Genomic DNA, 15,066 nt, shown 5'->3' with positions numbered 1-15,066 from the left:
GCCATTATTTATTATAGAATCGATAAGTTAAACCAGTTTGTGCTAATGGCACAAAACTAAATTCAAATTTAATATAAGTATTATTCAAAACACTTGAAGCATAACCTCCAGAATTTGTATCATTTGTAAGAATTGGGGTACGCTGACTTGCTAATTTTAATGCAAATCCAAAGCAACGAATATTTTTAAAAATTCCAACTGACCAATTAGTAACCACAGTAGAATAATCACGATATTTTCCCCAATTATTAAAATTTAAACTCGCTGAAGCATTAAGTCCAAAATATCCAAAATCATTGCTAAAATTAAATGATAAATAATTAGCTGATGTTGTTGCTTGTTTAAGTGTAGTAATATCAATAAATTGATTCTTAATATAGTAAGTAATTCCACTTTTTAAATATTTTCTGTTGTAAGTAGCACTAATAGAAATTTCTTGAATATTTTGATAATAAAAAGAATAAGAAAAAATTGCAGATAAATCCAGGCCATCTACTGGAGAAAAACCAATTTTATTTTCAAGGGGATTGCGGTAAAATGCGACAGGATCATCAAAATTTAATCCTTGTAAAATACGCCAATAAAAAAGCTCTTTGCCTCCAATACCATAAAAATAATGCATCATTTTCATATCTAATCTTTTTAAAGTAGTAACATATTCACCTAATGTCGATGGATTCCAAATATCATTATAAAAATTTCCATTAATATTATATTGCCCTGTTGCCTTATTGTAATATTGTCCGTAGTCATTAGAAGTAAAAAATTTTTCATGCAATAAACCATCAGAATGTTTAAAATAAGGTATTGTAAGAGATGCTTCAAACTGCATAACATGAAAAACCTTATCATAAGATTTTGCTAGATCTGTATTTAAAATAACATGAAGATTTGTCGATACAAAATTCCCAAAACCACGCGTAGTAATATCTTTATTAATATAGCTTTTTGAAGAATTATTAATTCCTAAATTACTAATATATAAATCCGACCATATCCCAAGAGAAAGATATTTTTTTAGTAAAGAAAATTGCATACCCACAGGAATTTTTAAACTATTTTCCACATATCCATACCCAACATCTCTATAGGTATTTCTAAAACCATAATCCACAGAATACAATAAATCTTTAAAAAAGAGATTATCTAAATATTTATGATATTGTACATTAGGCAAAGTCTGAAATGTAGTATCATTGTTAATTTTATTAAGGTTTAAAAAATAACGAAAATTTAATCCAAAATAATGATCTTGTGTTTGTGCAAAAACATTAGCCTTTGACACCCTTGTACCATCTGTAATTCTTGCATTAAATTGTTCAAGTCGTAGATAGTCCAAGTCATTCATATATAAAAAATCAAGGAATAAACCATTTTTAAAAGGATGTTTAACACCGAAATATTTTTGTAAAGGGTTCTCGTTGCTATAAAAAAACTCAAATCCAAAAACCTCTTTATTTCTTAAATTAAATTCTTCTACATAAGATTTTTTATTATAAAAATACCCTGTCTTAAAATAAAAAAGATTGTTAGATGGATCAGCAATTCGCAATTCTACTTCCCCTCCAACACCTCTTTGTGTCCTAACTTGAGGTGTAAAAGTCATATCCCAAAATTTTTGTAGGGCTAAATAAAAAGGTTGCATATAAATAAAACCTTCACGACTAGAAGAAGCAAACTGCGGATACAAAAATCCAGTAGAACGCTCATCTTTTACAGAAAGTCGCAAATAAGGAAAATAAAACACAGGAACAGAGCCTAAATACAAAGTGGGATTCCAAATACTCAAAATAGATTTCTCAGAATCAAAACTTCCTGAACTCACATTCATATGCCACACAGGTCTTTCAATACTACAACCAGAAATCACAGCTCTTTTAAAGTAATATTTTTTATTTGAACTATCTGCAAATTTTGCATTAATCCACATTCCAGTTTCAGTATCTTGGACATAGAAAGGCTCAATAAGCATATAATTTTCACTAACATTTAAAAGCATTTTTTTAGATTGTGCATAAAGATTACCGCCTTTATAAATCTTCACATCACCTTCCACCTCTGCCTTACGCGCAGCTTGATCATAAATAATTTTTTGAGCAATAATATAAATATCATTATTAAGTAATACTGCATTGCCTTCGGCATGAATCTTCTGATCTTTTTGATAAACCTTATCTGCTAACAACTCAAAAATTTTATTGTCATCTTTATCAAATTTTTCCAATCCTACTTCAGCAAAAATAACACAGCATAATAAAAAAAATATAAAAATATTTTTCACACATCTAATCCTGAAGTATCACAATGGTCCTCACAAAACGATCGTGCAAAGTCCTCACAAAACGATCACCCGACGCAAAAAAGTAAGTTATATACAATAATTCTTGCCCTAATAAACGAAAAAAACATCGCAATAAAGATGTGAATAAATCAGGCGTATCTAAACTATCAATTTGAATAATTTTAATTTTTACAAAAAGTTTTCCTATACTAGCACCATAAAAAAATGTAAAAATACTATGATAAGCATATTTCAACAAAATAAGATAAATCATAGTATGGGAAATCATCTGCAACAATTCAGCTCTATCTTCCCCAAAACTTGTAAAATCTGCATAAAAAATAAAAACAAACAACATGGAAATAATAATCTCATCAATCAAAAAAGCTAAAGCTCGTTTCGAAAATGGTGCTACTTGAAGCTTTTCCCTAAATAAAATTTCTTCTATTTTTTCATCACTTAATCGCATCTAAAACCCTATATCCAATATCTTTACGATAGTGCATTCCTTCAAAATACACACTCTCAATAAGTTTATATGCATTATTCCTTGCTTCTAGAACATTTTCACCAATCCCCACACAAAGAAGCACTCTACCACCTGTAGCATACAATTTACCATCAATTTCATCCACTCCAGCAAAAACAATATGTCCAAGTGTAGAATCATAATCCTTAAAACTAATAGGCATCGGGATACTTTTTGTATAAGGATAATCTTTTGAAGCCACCACAACAGCCATTGCACTTTTTGGATAAAATTCAATTTTTAAAGAATCTAGCTTTTTTTCAAAAACATGTTCACAAATTTCCCTTAATGGTGTTTTTAACAATGGCATCAAAACTTCACATTCCGGATCACCAAAACGCACATTATATTCCAGCAAAAAAGGCTCTAATTCTCCATTTTTTTCCTGCACCATAATCCCGGCAAACAAAATGCCACAAAACGGATTGCCTTCTTTCAATAAGCCATCTAAAGTTGGTTTTAAAATTTTATTTTTAATTTTTTCCATCAAAGTTATATCACAAGATGGGGCAGGAGAATATGCACCCATTCCACCGGTATTTGGACCCTCATCATTATCTAACAATCTTTTATGATCTTGACATGCAGGCAGAACCTGAAAATTCTCTCCATCACAAACAGCAAAAACAGAAAGCTCAAACCCCTCAAGATATTCTTCAATTACCACGCACTTTCCACTATCTCCAAAAGCCTTTCCACTAAGCATTTCCTCTAAATTTCTCACCGCCTCATTAAAATCTTCCAAAATTAAAACACCCTTTCCAGCACATAAACCATCAGCCTTTAAAACATAAGGAGGGGTAAGATTTTTCAAAAATGCAATTGCTTCTTTAAGATCTGTGGTTTGAATATAGCGTGCAGTGGGAACATTATAGCGTGTAACAAAATCTTTCATATACGCCTTAGACCCCTCTAGCATACCAGCTTTTTTACTAGGCCCAAACACTTTGATACCCGCTATGTGCAATAAATCTGTAATTCCATCAACAATATATGCCTCAGGACCAACAATCACAAAATCAATTTTTAAATCTTGAATTTTTTCTATCAATTCTTGAGGAGTTTTGTATTCTAAAATTTTACCTAGTCTAGCAACACCAGCATTATTTGGAGTAAAATAAAGATTATCTACAAATTTATCTTTTAACAAATGAAGGGCAATTGCATATTCTCTTCCACCGCTACCAAGAATCAAAATATTTTTCATTATCATCCTTTAATAAAATACCCAGACAAGCGTTATTTAAAGTGTGAGCCCAAAAGCTACAACAAACAAGGCTAGGAGAAATTCTTTAGGCAGCAGATTCTAATCCCTAAGGCTTCAAACAAAAATACTGAACACACAAAACTTACTACCATAACCTAAAATACTTATGATTAACGGACGAACATTTAAAAAACACGCATTATCCAGGCGGTAAAATTATACTAAATAAAAATGGTTTTTAAGGAATGAATTTATCTCCTACCATCAAAATAAACTAAAGCAGACCCCCAAGTCAACCCTCCTCCAAATGCATCAAGTAAAATTAAATCTCCTGAATCCAATTTTCCACTCTCATAAACATCATTAATTGCCATAGGAATGCTTGCAGCCGAAGTATTCCCATATTTTTGCACTGTTAATACAATTTGTTCATCTTGAAAATTGAGGCGATTACCCACAGCATTAATAATTCTTAGATTTGCTTGATGAGGAATAAAATATTTGATTTCTTGTGGAGTAATATGATTTTTTTGTAGAATATTTTCCACATCACTTGCAAGTGTTTTTACAGCAAGTTTAAAAACTTCATTGCCCTTCATTTGCAAAAATTGTTTTGCTTGATCTTGTAGAGTATTCCTTGGGGTGCATAGCAAGTTAGAATAATTCCCATCAGCTGCTATATGCACATCTAAAATAGATTTTTTTTTCTCATTTGTGCGTCCCACAATAGCAGCACCTGCTCCATCACCAAAAAGTACACAGGTTGTGCGATCACTAAAATCCAAAATTGAACTAATTTTTTCTGCACCAATGATAAGGATATTGTTATAACCTCCTGATTCAATAAAAGCTTTAGCAATAGAAAGAAGGTAAATAAACCCTGTACAAGCTGTAGAAATATCAAATGCAGGTTTATTAATAATGCCAAGCTTTGCTGCTACTAAACATGCTGTAGAAGGCATTGTCAAGTAATCAGGGCTTAACGTAGCTACAATTACCATATCAATATCTTGATGTTTTAACCCAGCTCTTTGTATTGCAATCTTGCCCGCCTTTACAGCCAAATCGCTAGTATTTTCATCTTTACTGGCAAAAAATCTACTACTAATTCCTGTGCGCTCAACAATCCATTCATGTGAAGTATCAATCTGTTTTTCAAGATCAAAATTTGTTACTTGATTTTTAGGAACATAGGAAGCAATGGATTTTAAAGCAGCATACATTTTCAAATCTTATTCTCTATTTCCAAAAGATTCCTCAATTCTTTGAATAATTTGAGAATCTATTGTTTTTATTGCCTGATAAATAGCACACTCGATAGCTCTAGCATTGCTTTTTCCATGACTAATAATTACATTTCCACTAACTCCAAGCAACGGAGCACCACCATATTCTGCATAATCTATTGTTTGCTTCATTTTCTTAAAAACACTTTTTAATAAAAATGCTCCTAGCATAGCTACATAAGATTCTTTAATACCAGTTTTTAAAAGATGCATCACAGAACTTGCTACCCCTTCACTTACCTTTAAACTTACATTTCCTGTATAACCATCGCATACAATCACATCTACAGTACCATTAAAAATATCATTACCTTCAACATTTCCCTTAAAAAATCCATAAGCTTTTAAAAGTTTAAATGTCTCTTTAGTCAATTCATTGCCCTTTGTATCTTCCTCACCATTAGCAAGCAAACCTACACTTGGATTCGTATTTTCTAAAACATGTTTAGAATATTCATATCCCATCAAGGCAAAATCTCTTAAAAATTCTGGTTTACAATCTGTATTCGCTCCAGCATCTAATACTAAACTTAGTTTACCTGAAGTTGTTGGCATCATTGTGCAAATCGCAGGTCTACTCACTCCTTTAATTCGCCCTAATCTCAAGGTTGCTAAACTCATTGTAGCCCCACTATGACCAGCAGAAATTAATGCATCAACTTCTTGATTTTTTAGCATTTCTGTAGCAATATAAATTGAAGAATCTTTCCTTTTTGCTGCACTAGAGGCCTGCTCCTCCATTCGTATATAATCATCGCAATGAACAACTCCCACTCGAGAAGCAAGATTTCCAAAATCTCTTGAATTTAAATGAGGATGTATTTGTTCAGAATTTCCAACCAAATAGATGAAAATATCTTTATGAAGAAGTGCTTGTTTTACTCCATCTATAATGGGTTTTACCCCATTATCTGCCCCCATTGCATCAACTGCTATTTTTATCATCAAAACCTCAAATTATGCTTTGTAAGAACCATTAAACTTATTGATATGATGTGGCATTTTCCAGCTGCCGTCTTTATCTCTAACTGGTGTTGCTAAAGTAATTTTATAATGTGTTCTTCTCTTAGCTGCTCTTGTTTTACTCACGCGTCTCTTAGGAACTGCCATGTCTTACTCCTTAGTATAATAATCTGATTTTATTAGTTCTATTTCATCAGAAACAATTGTTTCGATATCTATAAAGCCATCAAAAAATTCTATAACATCAAAGCTATCAAGTTTAGATTGGCTTTGTATATCCCACATTCCATCTGAAATATACAAAACTAACTCTTGCGCAATAGTTTTTTCAAACTCTTCGCCACTCCTAAAGCACTCTAAAATAATAGAACCACTTAAATTTCCCTTTAAGACAAAAAGATTATTAAATTTTCGAAAAATTTCACATTCTAAGCGTAACCCTCGTGTATCAAAAACATACTGTTTAGGCTGCGAAGTAATTTTTCGAAAAGATATTTTCATAACAATTTAACAAATTTCTCGTTTAGCGAAAAAGAAATTAATTTCAATTTTTGCATTTTCCAAACTGTCGCTTCCATGTACAGCATTTGCATCAATACTATCAGCAAAATCTGCTCTAATTGTTCCCTTATCAGCTTCTTTTGGATTTGTAGCACCCATTAATGCACGGTTTTTTGCAACAGCACCTTCACCTTCTAGCACCATAACAACAACAGGACCGCTTATCATAAACTGTACAAGATCATTAAAAAAAGGTCTTTCCCTATGAATTGCATAAAATTGTTGCGCATCTTGTAAGCTTAAAGATATTTTCTTCATCGCTGCAATACGCAAACCATTACTTTCAAATCTATCTATAATTTTTCCAATTACACCCTTTTTTACTGCATCGGGTTTAATGATTGATAGTGTTTGCTCCATCAATTTCTCCAAAAATAAATTAACTTAAATATAAGTGGTATCCTCGGAGGGATTTGAACCCACGGCCTTACGATTAGGAATCGTACGCTCTATCCACTGAGCTACGGGGATATTTCCCTCCCAAAAGGAGGGGAAGGTTACTTCGCTTTAGATACTAAATCTTTTAAACCTTTTCCAGGTTTAAACTTAGGAACCATTTTATCAGCTGTTTTATAAGTTTTATCGCTTCCAGGAACTTTTCCTTCCTTGCCTTTTTGCAATACTGCTTCAAACTTACCAAAACCAACCAATTCAACACTTTCTTTTTTTGCTAGTGCAGTTTCAATAGATACAACAAATGCATTTATTGCATTTTCTGCATCTTTCTTGGTTGTATAATCACCAACTTCTTTTACTAAATCAACAAATTCTGCCTTATTCATCTTTAGTTCCTCCCTAAAATGAGTATCTATGTTTCATTTGAATGATGTTTTTGTTTCAAAAACGCGTTATTCTACACAGTTTTTTTTTAAAAATCAAGCGTTTTTAAAGCAGTTTTTGGGATTTTACCAACTTTACAAAAGTATTTGTTTTTAAGTATAATATTCCCATTACAATATTTCAATAACAATTTTTACAAACTTTGTTTTGAATTTTAAGGATATAAATGAAAAAAATTGCTATTAATGGAACAGGTAGAATTGGTTTGTGTGTTGCTAGGATTATTGGATCGCGTCAAGATATGGAAATTAGCGCAATAAATACTACAGCAGACATTGATACTCTTTTACATTTAATCAAATATGATTCTGTACATAAACACTATGAAGTTAAAAAAAATGATGATACTACTCTAACAATAGGAAATAGCAAAAATGTAAAAATCGTAAGCAATAGAGATATTGCTTCTCTAGATTTTTCTCCTTATGGTGCAGAAGCAGTAATAGAATGTACAGGAAAGTTTAATGCACTTGATAAGGCATCTCAACATATCAAAAATAATGTCAAAAAAGTTATTATTTCAGCTGCTGCAGAAAACACTCCTACTTTTGTTTTCGGAGTAAATCATACTTCTTATAACAACGAGTCTGTAATTTCTAATGCTTCGTGTACCACAAATTGTCTCGCTACAATCGCAAAGGTTTTACACCAAAACTTTGGAATCCAAAATGGTCTCATGACAACTATCCACAGCTATACCAATGACCAAAATCTTCTTGATGTAAAACACAAAGATATACGCCGTGCTAGAGCTGCTGCACTCAATATGATTCCCACAAGCACTGGTGCTGCAAAAGCCATTGGTCTTGTTATGCCTGAGCTTAATGGAAAACTTAATGGATTTGCAATCCGTGTACCAACTCCTGATGTAAGTTTGGTAGATCTCACTTTAAATCTAGAAAAACAAGCTTCCAAAGAAGAAATCAATGCGGCCTTTAAAGAAGCAGAACAAAGCTATCTCAAAGATCTCTTACTTATAGATGAAGAAAAATGTGTATCAAGCGATTTTATTGGATCAAGCTACAGTGCGATTTTTGTCCCAGACAAAACCTTAGTACAGGGAAATACTGCAAAAGTTCTTGCTTGGTATGATAATGAAATGGGATATTCCCATCGACTTGTAGATATGTGTGCATATATGATGGATTTCTAAGGGTATAAATGTTAAATTTTACACATTTTTTTGATAAAAATACCCTAGACAATAATCTTGCAAAACCCAACAAGAATGCTTTAGATAAAGTATTTCATCTCTTGCAAGAAGAAATCCATCAAAAAAAAACAGGCTACTACGATCTTACTAGTGATAAAAGAGCAATACAAGATTCTAATGATTTTATTCAAAAAAACTCTACTTTTTTAGAAAATATAAGAAATATCGTAATTATAGGAATTGGGGGTAGTTCCCTTGGACTTAAAGCCATTGATGGTATGCTCAAACACCTAGAATCAAGAAAACCTATAAAACTACGTTTTTTAGAGCATACTGACCCTATTGAAATTCAAAAAAATCTCAGTAAAATTTCTTTAAAAAGCACTCTTTTTATTACGATTTCAAAATCTGGCACCACAATTGAAACTTCATCTTTACTCAAGTTTGTAATCAACAAATACAATCTTATGGATTCTGCTTACAAAAAACATCTCATTTTTATCACTGATGATTTTTCTCCTCTTTGGAATTTTGCGCAAAAAAATGCATTTCAATGTTTTGGAATTAATAAAAATATTGGTGGTCGCTTTTCCATATTAAGCACTGTGGGAATTTTGCCACTCAAACTTTTGGGGTATGATGTAGAAAAGATTCTAGAAGGAGCATATAATTTTCAAAAAAATTTTTTACAACGTAAAGAAGAGCATGTATTAAAAAAAGCAATTTTTCTTGCAAAAAACAAAGAACGTTATCCTATAAATATTCTTTTTTCCTACTCTAGTGTTTTTAAAAATTTTAATGCTTGGTTTGTGCAACTCTGGGGAGAATCTCTTGGTAAAATTGATATTTATGGCAAAAAAGTTGGACTTACTCCAATTAGCCTAATTGGCAGTATTGACCAACACTCATTTTTGCAACTCATTACACAGGGCGTTATGGATAAAACCATTACATTTATTAGTCTCAATCAAGCCAAATATGCTAAACCAAAAATTCCCAATCTTTCTCTAGAATATCTAGAAGATACAAATTTTGTCAATGGAACTTCTTTTGCCAAACTTCTTAACATGCAGCAAATTGCAACCATGCAAGCCATACAAAATGAAAAAATCCCTACAGACTGTATAGAAATTGACGTACTTTGTGAAAATAGTGTTGGAAGATTAATTATTTATTTTGAACTTTTAACATCTGCAGTGGGAGTGATTTTAAATATCAATACTTATGATCAACCAGGAGTAGAATACGGAAAAGTTCTGCTTAAAAAAATGTTTTAATTTTTGATAAAATAACCAAAAAAATAAGGAGTTCTCTATGTTACAAGTAGCCGGCATTAACCTTATGCAACAAACTCAAAGTATTAAAGATATAGATATTACAAACAAAAGGATCTTAATTCGTGTAGATTTTAATGTCCCTATGGATAAGGAATTTAATATTTCAGATGATACAAGGATTAGAGAAGCATTACCAACAATTAATTATTGTATTGATAATCATGTAAAAAATATTGTTTTAGTAAGCCATCTTGGCAGACCAAAGTCTAGAGATCATAAACATTCTTTGCGACACATTCTTAAACGCTTAGAGCGTTTATTAAACAAGAATATCACTTTTGCAGAAACAATCGAGCAAGCAAAAGATTTACAAAATACACTTGATAATCAATCAATCATTTTGCTAGAAAATATCCGATTTTATCCTGAAGAAGAACAAAATGATACAGAATTTGGCAAAAAGCTTGCTTTACTATGCGATGTTTTTGTCAATGACGCTTTTGGAACAAGTCATAGAGCACATGCCAGTACTTATGGAATCGCAAAATTTACAGCGCAAAAAGTCGCGGGATTATTGCTAAAAAAAGAGATCGATTCTTTTGCCAAAGCACTTTTTAATCCTATCAAACCTGTGCTACTTATTGTAGGAGGTAGCAAAGTAAGCTCTAAATTAGCACTTCTTTATAATATTCTTGATGTTGTAGATAAAGTAATTATTGGTGGTGCAATGAGCAATACGTTTTTAAAGGCACTTGGTTATGATATGCAAAAATCTCTTGTTGAAGATGGATTACTAGAAGATGCTAAAAAAATCCTTGCCTTAGCAGTCCAAAAGAAAGTAAAAATCTATCTTCCTGTAGATGTAATTAGCACAAATAGCTTAGAAGATAATGCTAATATACAAACTTCACCATCACAAGATATTCCGCAAGGTTTTATGGCAGTAGATATCGGTCCTGCTACAACAAGATTATTCAATCAAGTAATTCGTGCAAGCCAAACAATTATTTGGAATGGACCATTAGGAATCTATGAAAATCCAAAGTTTTCTCGTGGAACTTTCTCTATTGCACATACAATTAGCGATTCTTATGCATTTTCGCTCATTGGTGGGGGTGATACGGCTGATGCGGTAGATAAGGCAGGTGAAAGAGAAAATATGAGTTTTATCTCTACTGGTGGAGGTGCTTCACTCGAACTTTTAGAGGGAAAAATTTTACCAGCTTTTGAAGTGCTTGATAAAAAGGCTTAAAAAATGATGAATATTTTTATCAAAAAAAACTCTCTTGTTGTAAGAGAAAGCTTTAGCAATACAGATACCATACAACTCAAAGATCAAATTATTTTATGGATTGATTTATTGCACCCTACCTTTGAAGAGGTTGCATATATTGCTAAAACCTATAAGCTTGATATCCCCACCAAAGAAGAAAGAGAAGAAATCGAGCAAAGTGCAAGATATTGGGAAGATAGCACTAGTGTAACTATTAATAGTTTTTTTTTAGTGCGTCCTGCCAAATTGCAGCTTCACAATGAGACTGTAACTTTTATCCTTTATAATGGAATCTTATTTACTATTAGATATGGGGATTTCAAGGTTTTTGATGAAATTCAACAAAGAGTTTTAGCTAGTCCTAAAAATTTTGAAGATGGCTTTGATCTTATCAGTAAAATCTATGAAGTACGTGTTGAAAAAGATGCGGATATGTTAGAAGAAGTAGGCCATGAAACAAAAATATTAAGAAAAGAAGTTTTTGACAAAGATCAACCTGATTACACAAATATTTTACAACGCCTCTCAAACTTACAAGAAATTAATATGAGCGTAAGAGATTCTCTAGCTGACAAAAGAAGGGCGATTACTGCGCTTTTAAAAAGTGATAAAATTGACATGGATACCAAAAAAAATCTCAATATTGTATTAAAAGACCTTAATTCTCTTGTAGAATTCGCAACAGTTAATATGAATATTTTGGATAATGTACAAAGTCTATTTACTAACCAAATCAATATCGAACAAAACAAAATCATCAAACTTTTTACCGTTGCAACCATGGCTATGATGCCCCCCACACTCATTGGAACAATCTATGGAATGAACTTCAAAAATATGCCTGAACTAGAATGGGCTTTTGGCTATCCAATTGCAATTATTGTAATGGTGGTATCAACCATTCTTCCTGTTTTATATTTTAAGAAAAAAGGCTGGTTATAAATGTTTGCATGGATTTATGATCCAAGCACATGGGGGGTTTTATGTATTCTTATTGCATTAGAAGTTGTTTTGGGAATTGATAATCTTGTTTTTATCGCTATTGCAACTTCAAAACTTTCTCAAAAAAAAAGAGATCAGGCAAGAATTTTAGGACTTATTCTAGCAATGTTTATGCGCATTGCTCTACTTTTTTCTATTACTTGGATTGTTACACTTACTTCTCCTTTAGTGTATTTTGCAAATTTTTCATTTTCTGGAAAAGATTTATTTCTTTTTTGTGGTGGAGCCTTTTTAATTTATAAAAGTATTGTAGAACTCAAAGAACTCTCTTTCAAAACTCAAGAATATTCCACTCTTGATACCAAAAACTCAACAAACTTTTGGTTAAGTGTTATACAAATTGGAATCCTAGATATTATTTTTTCTCTAGATTCTGTGATTACTGCAGTTGGAATGTTACAAGATATTACCACAAAATCTCAACACATTATCTCTCTTGCCAGTATAGCGATCATTATTACCGTGCTTATTATGCTTTTTGTATCAGGGTATATTACAAATTTTATACATCATCACCCTTCTATCAAAGTTTTGGCACTTTGTATATTGATTTTAATTGGTGCAACTTTAATGCTAGATAGTTTTAAAATCCATTTTTCAAAAAATTTTATTTATTTTGCAATGGGCTTTGCTCTTGTTGTGCAATGCATTATTATCTATAAAAATAAATAATCTAGAAAATATAGAGGCAATTACACCCCTCTTTTATCTCCCCAGATTCTAATATGTAGTCGATCTGTAAGTTTAAAATTATATTTTAAGCATAATGGAAGAATTGCTTGAATATTCCTATCAAGCACTATAGTCTCACTTCCCATTGGCATTAAATATACTTCATAGCTCCCAGAAATTTGTGATAAAATCTCATTGATCTCACTGATCCCCTTCTCTTCTTGACATAATGCTTCATCTATAACAAATTTAAAAACTACATCTTTTGCATGATCTAAAATATTTTGTATCGCGGGAATATTTACACGCTTATTTTTTTCCTCCAAACTATTGCTTAATTTCACACTCAAAGTAAATTCAATTTGTTTTAAAATCTCATTAAAAGTAAAATATATACTCCCATTACTCTCCACGCAAATACGATGAGATCTTGCCAAAAAATACTCTAAGGTTTCCAAAAGTACAGGGTTATCAAAATATAAACTTGGTTCCCCTCCTGTCAAAACAATATCATAATATTGTGTTTTTGCAACTTTTTTGATCGCTTCAATCAAATCCTTTGCATTATTAAAATTTGTCCATTCCTCCTTAAAAGCTGCATTAGCTGCATAAATACTATCACAGCCTACAAGTCTCTTTCCTCTATAGGAAATTTCTTGCCCAAAGCCCCTACATTTAAGATTACATAATCCCACACGCACAAAAACACTAGGGCTTCCAATATATTTTCCCTCCCCTTGAATACTATAAAAAATTTCTACAATTTTTAACATAGAATCTGTTGTGTAGGAATAGGATTTTTAAAAGGTTTTTCTCCGCCTATAATATAATAATTCTTCATTTTATCCATCATCTTTCTATCTTTCCATACTTCCATAATTCCTTTAGAAAAAACAATACTCTCCAAATTTATTTCACGCATAAAATCAATATTATCTAGATCTTCTTTAAAAGCCTCTGCATAACCATTTTCTGTTTCATGTACGCGCACAGATTCTAATATAATCTCCCCTTCATTATTTTCATATTGCATCGCACCTAAAATCTTATTTATAAAATACAAAAATAATAATGCATAGTTTTCTGCACTAGGATTAACACTCAATTCCACATAGCGTTTGGAATGCATACGATAAAAATTTTTTACTTCTTCATTTTCTTTATTCCAAAAGTGATGTGCATGATCAAAACTATCAATAAACTCCGCAATCTGATTTTTAAAGATTCCAAAATCTAACACCATTCCCGCATTATCAAGTTTTTTAGCACTTACAAACACCTCAACTTTATAATTATGTCCATGCAAACTTCTTGAACAACGCTCTGATGTGCAATTTCTCACAATATGTGCAGCACAAAAATTAAAACTTCTTCTAATAATCATTAATCACAAACCCAATAATAAGGCAAAGGAGAGGTATAATTATAGTTTTCTTCACGCGTAAAATCCATACGATTAATTGTATGATAAATCAAATCTCTAAATACATAATTATAACCACAAGTTTTCCCCTGCACACTTCCATCAACATACATAATTCGCCGTTTTGTGTTTAAATCATACCAATCAAGCGTAAAATGATAACTCAAAGCATAATTAGTGCGTTGCGAAAAATCTGTCAAATTAAAACTTTTTTGTGGAGAATTATCGCAATAAAACTTTTCACCATAAAAATAACAAGATGAAACCACACCATCATTAATTACACTATAATTATAACTCACGCTAGGATAGGATCGTATATCCTTAAAAAGACGAATATATACCGCATTTCTAGCTCCAGAGAGATGCAACTCATTTTGCTTATAAATGCTATTAAACCCTCTTTTTTGCAATTCATAAATAATCAAATCTACATAATATGCCGATAACAAATCATTTGTATCATGCATAATCACCAAAGGCGCATTAATATTAAAACGATAATCTTTTTGTAATACTGAATAATATCCCATATTCAATTTCACACAACCTGTCATAAATAACAAAAATAATCCCACAATACTTAAGATTCTCAAAAA

At 31.6% G+C, this 15,066-nt stretch carries 18 protein-coding genes and 1 tRNA gene; 6 read left to right on the top strand and 13 right to left on the bottom strand.

Annotation, left to right across the window (positions count from 1 at the left end; all coding sequences use genetic code 11):
* Nucleotides 1–4: 4 nt before the first annotated feature.
* From LW133_RS02205 to LW133_RS02160, 10 genes are all read right to left on the bottom strand, one after another.
* Nucleotides 5–2,281, bottom strand: a complete 2,277-nt coding sequence (locus LW133_RS02205) for an LPS-assembly protein LptD (protein ID WP_233075975.1) — start codon at nt 2,279–2,281, stop codon at nt 5–7.
* 4 nt (nt 2,282–2,285) lie between these two features.
* Nucleotides 2,286–2,750 (bottom strand): RDD family protein, encoded by a 465-nt coding sequence (locus tag LW133_RS02200; protein ID WP_233075972.1) that lies wholly within the window; start codon nt 2,748–2,750, stop codon nt 2,286–2,288.
* Nucleotides 2,737–4,017, bottom strand: a complete 1,281-nt coding sequence (gene purD, locus LW133_RS02195) for a phosphoribosylamine--glycine ligase (RefSeq protein WP_233075971.1) — start codon at nt 4,015–4,017, stop codon at nt 2,737–2,739. The genes LW133_RS02200 and purD overlap by 14 nt, the downstream gene beginning before the upstream one ends.
* 251 nt (nt 4,018–4,268) lie before the next feature.
* The gene (locus LW133_RS02190) at nt 4,269–5,246 is read right to left on the bottom strand and encodes a beta-ketoacyl-ACP synthase III (protein ID WP_233075970.1); all 978 of its coding nucleotides are present in this window, start codon (nt 5,244–5,246) and stop codon (nt 4,269–4,271) included.
* Nucleotides 5,247–5,249: 3 nt separating this feature from the next.
* A complete protein-coding gene (plsX, locus tag LW133_RS02185) occupies nt 5,250–6,248 on the bottom strand; it encodes a phosphate acyltransferase PlsX (protein WP_233075968.1) in 999 nt (332 codons plus the stop codon).
* 12 nt (nt 6,249–6,260) lie between these two features.
* Nucleotides 6,261–6,413 (bottom strand): 50S ribosomal protein L32, encoded by a 153-nt coding sequence (gene rpmF / locus LW133_RS02180; RefSeq protein WP_233075966.1) that lies wholly within the window; start codon nt 6,411–6,413, stop codon nt 6,261–6,263.
* Nucleotides 6,414–6,416: 3 nt separating this feature from the next.
* Nucleotides 6,417–6,767, bottom strand: coding sequence for a DUF177 domain-containing protein (locus LW133_RS02175; protein WP_233075965.1), 351 nt, complete (start codon nt 6,765–6,767; stop codon nt 6,417–6,419).
* Between the two features lie 6 nt (nt 6,768–6,773).
* On the bottom strand, nt 6,774–7,187 hold the full coding sequence (ndk, locus tag LW133_RS02170; protein ID WP_233075964.1) for a nucleoside-diphosphate kinase: 414 nt from the start codon (nt 7,185–7,187) through the stop codon (nt 6,774–6,776).
* Between the two features lie 35 nt (nt 7,188–7,222).
* Nucleotides 7,223–7,298, bottom strand: a tRNA-Arg gene (locus LW133_RS02165).
* Nucleotides 7,299–7,324: 26 nt separating this feature from the next.
* Nucleotides 7,325–7,609 (bottom strand): HU family DNA-binding protein, encoded by a 285-nt coding sequence (locus LW133_RS02160; RefSeq protein WP_233075962.1) that lies wholly within the window; start codon nt 7,607–7,609, stop codon nt 7,325–7,327.
* A 28-nt stretch (nt 7,610–7,637) separates the two neighbouring features.
* Here LW133_RS02160 and LW133_RS07370 point away from each other — a divergent pair, with 28 nt between their 5' ends.
* The 6 genes from LW133_RS07370 (at nt 7,638) to LW133_RS02135 (ending at nt 13,044) form a co-directional block, all read left to right on the top strand.
* Nucleotides 7,638–7,763, top strand: a complete 126-nt coding sequence (locus LW133_RS07370) for a hypothetical protein (RefSeq protein ID WP_269843708.1) — start codon at nt 7,638–7,640, stop codon at nt 7,761–7,763.
* 70 nt (nt 7,764–7,833) lie between these two features.
* A complete protein-coding gene (gap, locus tag LW133_RS02155; protein WP_233075956.1) occupies nt 7,834–8,820 on the top strand; it encodes a type I glyceraldehyde-3-phosphate dehydrogenase in 987 nt (328 codons plus the stop codon).
* Between the two features lie 8 nt (nt 8,821–8,828).
* Nucleotides 8,829–10,097 carry a glucose-6-phosphate isomerase gene (locus LW133_RS02150; RefSeq protein ID WP_233075954.1) on the top strand — a complete coding sequence of 423 codons (1,269 nt, stop codon included), beginning with the start codon at nt 8,829–8,831 and terminating at the stop codon, nt 10,095–10,097.
* 37 nt (nt 10,098–10,134) lie between these two features.
* Nucleotides 10,135–11,349 carry a phosphoglycerate kinase gene (locus LW133_RS02145; RefSeq protein WP_233075951.1) on the top strand — a complete coding sequence of 405 codons (1,215 nt, stop codon included), beginning with the start codon at nt 10,135–10,137 and terminating at the stop codon, nt 11,347–11,349.
* A gap of 3 nt (nt 11,350–11,352) precedes the next feature.
* On the top strand, nt 11,353–12,312 hold the full coding sequence (gene corA / locus LW133_RS02140) for a magnesium/cobalt transporter CorA (RefSeq protein WP_233075949.1): 960 nt from the start codon (nt 11,353–11,355) through the stop codon (nt 12,310–12,312).
* Nucleotides 12,313–13,044, top strand: a complete 732-nt coding sequence (locus LW133_RS02135) for a TerC family protein (RefSeq protein WP_233075947.1) — start codon at nt 12,313–12,315, stop codon at nt 13,042–13,044.
* A gap of 20 nt (nt 13,045–13,064) precedes the next feature.
* Here the strand turns inward: LW133_RS02135 and LW133_RS02130 are convergent, their stop codons facing one another.
* Genes LW133_RS02130 through LW133_RS02120 form a run of 3 tightly spaced genes read right to left on the bottom strand, consistent with a single transcriptional unit; the run spans nt 13,065 to nt 15,063 of the window.
* A complete protein-coding gene (locus LW133_RS02130) occupies nt 13,065–13,817 on the bottom strand; it encodes a 7-carboxy-7-deazaguanine synthase QueE (RefSeq protein ID WP_233075945.1) in 753 nt (250 codons plus the stop codon).
* Nucleotides 13,811–14,428: a 6-pyruvoyl trahydropterin synthase family protein gene (locus LW133_RS02125; RefSeq protein ID WP_233075943.1), complete on the bottom strand. Its 618-nt coding sequence runs from the start codon at nt 14,426–14,428 to the stop codon at nt 13,811–13,813. Before LW133_RS02125 ends, LW133_RS02130 begins: the two co-directional genes overlap by 7 nt.
* Nucleotides 14,428–15,063 (bottom strand): hypothetical protein, encoded by a 636-nt coding sequence (locus tag LW133_RS02120; RefSeq protein ID WP_233075942.1) that lies wholly within the window; start codon nt 15,061–15,063, stop codon nt 14,428–14,430. Before LW133_RS02120 ends, LW133_RS02125 begins: the two co-directional genes overlap by 1 nt.
* Nucleotides 15,064–15,066: the final 3 nt, after the last annotated feature.

Origin of the sequence: Helicobacter anatolicus, from assembly GCF_021300615.1 — a bacterium.
GTDB classification, from domain to species: Bacteria; Campylobacterota; Campylobacteria; order Campylobacterales; family Helicobacteraceae; genus Helicobacter_H; species Helicobacter_H anatolicus.
This window is presented reverse-complemented; position numbering and strand designations above follow the sequence as displayed.

Excerpts from the sequence above, each read along its gene's own strand:
- rpmF (WP_233075966.1), bottom strand. The coding sequence starts at position 6,413 with ATGGCAGTTCCTAAGAGACGCGTGAGTAAAACAAGAGCAGCTAAGAGA.
- LW133_RS02130 (WP_233075945.1), bottom strand. The coding sequence starts at position 13,817 with ATGTTAAAAATTGTAGAAATTTTTTATAGTATTCAAGGGGAGGGAAAA.
- ndk (WP_233075964.1), bottom strand. The coding sequence starts at position 7,187 with ATGGAGCAAACACTATCAATCATTAAACCCGATGCAGTAAAAAAGGGT.
- LW133_RS02160 (WP_233075962.1), bottom strand. The coding sequence starts at position 7,609 with ATGAATAAGGCAGAATTTGTTGATTTAGTAAAAGAAGTTGGTGATTAT.
- purD (WP_233075971.1), bottom strand. The coding sequence starts at position 4,017 with ATGAAAAATATTTTGATTCTTGGTAGCGGTGGAAGAGAATATGCAATT.
- LW133_RS02135 (WP_233075947.1), top strand. The coding sequence starts at position 12,313 with ATGTTTGCATGGATTTATGATCCAAGCACATGGGGGGTTTTATGTATT.
- corA (WP_233075949.1), top strand. The coding sequence starts at position 11,353 with ATGATGAATATTTTTATCAAAAAAAACTCTCTTGTTGTAAGAGAAAGC.
- gap (WP_233075956.1), top strand. The coding sequence starts at position 7,834 with ATGAAAAAAATTGCTATTAATGGAACAGGTAGAATTGGTTTGTGTGTT.
- LW133_RS02175 (WP_233075965.1), bottom strand. The coding sequence starts at position 6,767 with ATGAAAATATCTTTTCGAAAAATTACTTCGCAGCCTAAACAGTATGTT.
- LW133_RS02150 (WP_233075954.1), top strand. The coding sequence starts at position 8,829 with ATGTTAAATTTTACACATTTTTTTGATAAAAATACCCTAGACAATAAT.
- LW133_RS02200 (WP_233075972.1), bottom strand. The coding sequence starts at position 2,750 with ATGCGATTAAGTGATGAAAAAATAGAAGAAATTTTATTTAGGGAAAAG.
- LW133_RS07370 (WP_269843708.1), top strand. The coding sequence starts at position 7,638 with ATGTTTCATTTGAATGATGTTTTTGTTTCAAAAACGCGTTATTCTACA.
- LW133_RS02145 (WP_233075951.1), top strand. The coding sequence starts at position 10,135 with ATGTTACAAGTAGCCGGCATTAACCTTATGCAACAAACTCAAAGTATT.
- LW133_RS02125 (WP_233075943.1), bottom strand. The coding sequence starts at position 14,428 with ATGATTATTAGAAGAAGTTTTAATTTTTGTGCTGCACATATTGTGAGA.
- plsX (WP_233075968.1), bottom strand. The coding sequence starts at position 6,248 with ATGATAAAAATAGCAGTTGATGCAATGGGGGCAGATAATGGGGTAAAA.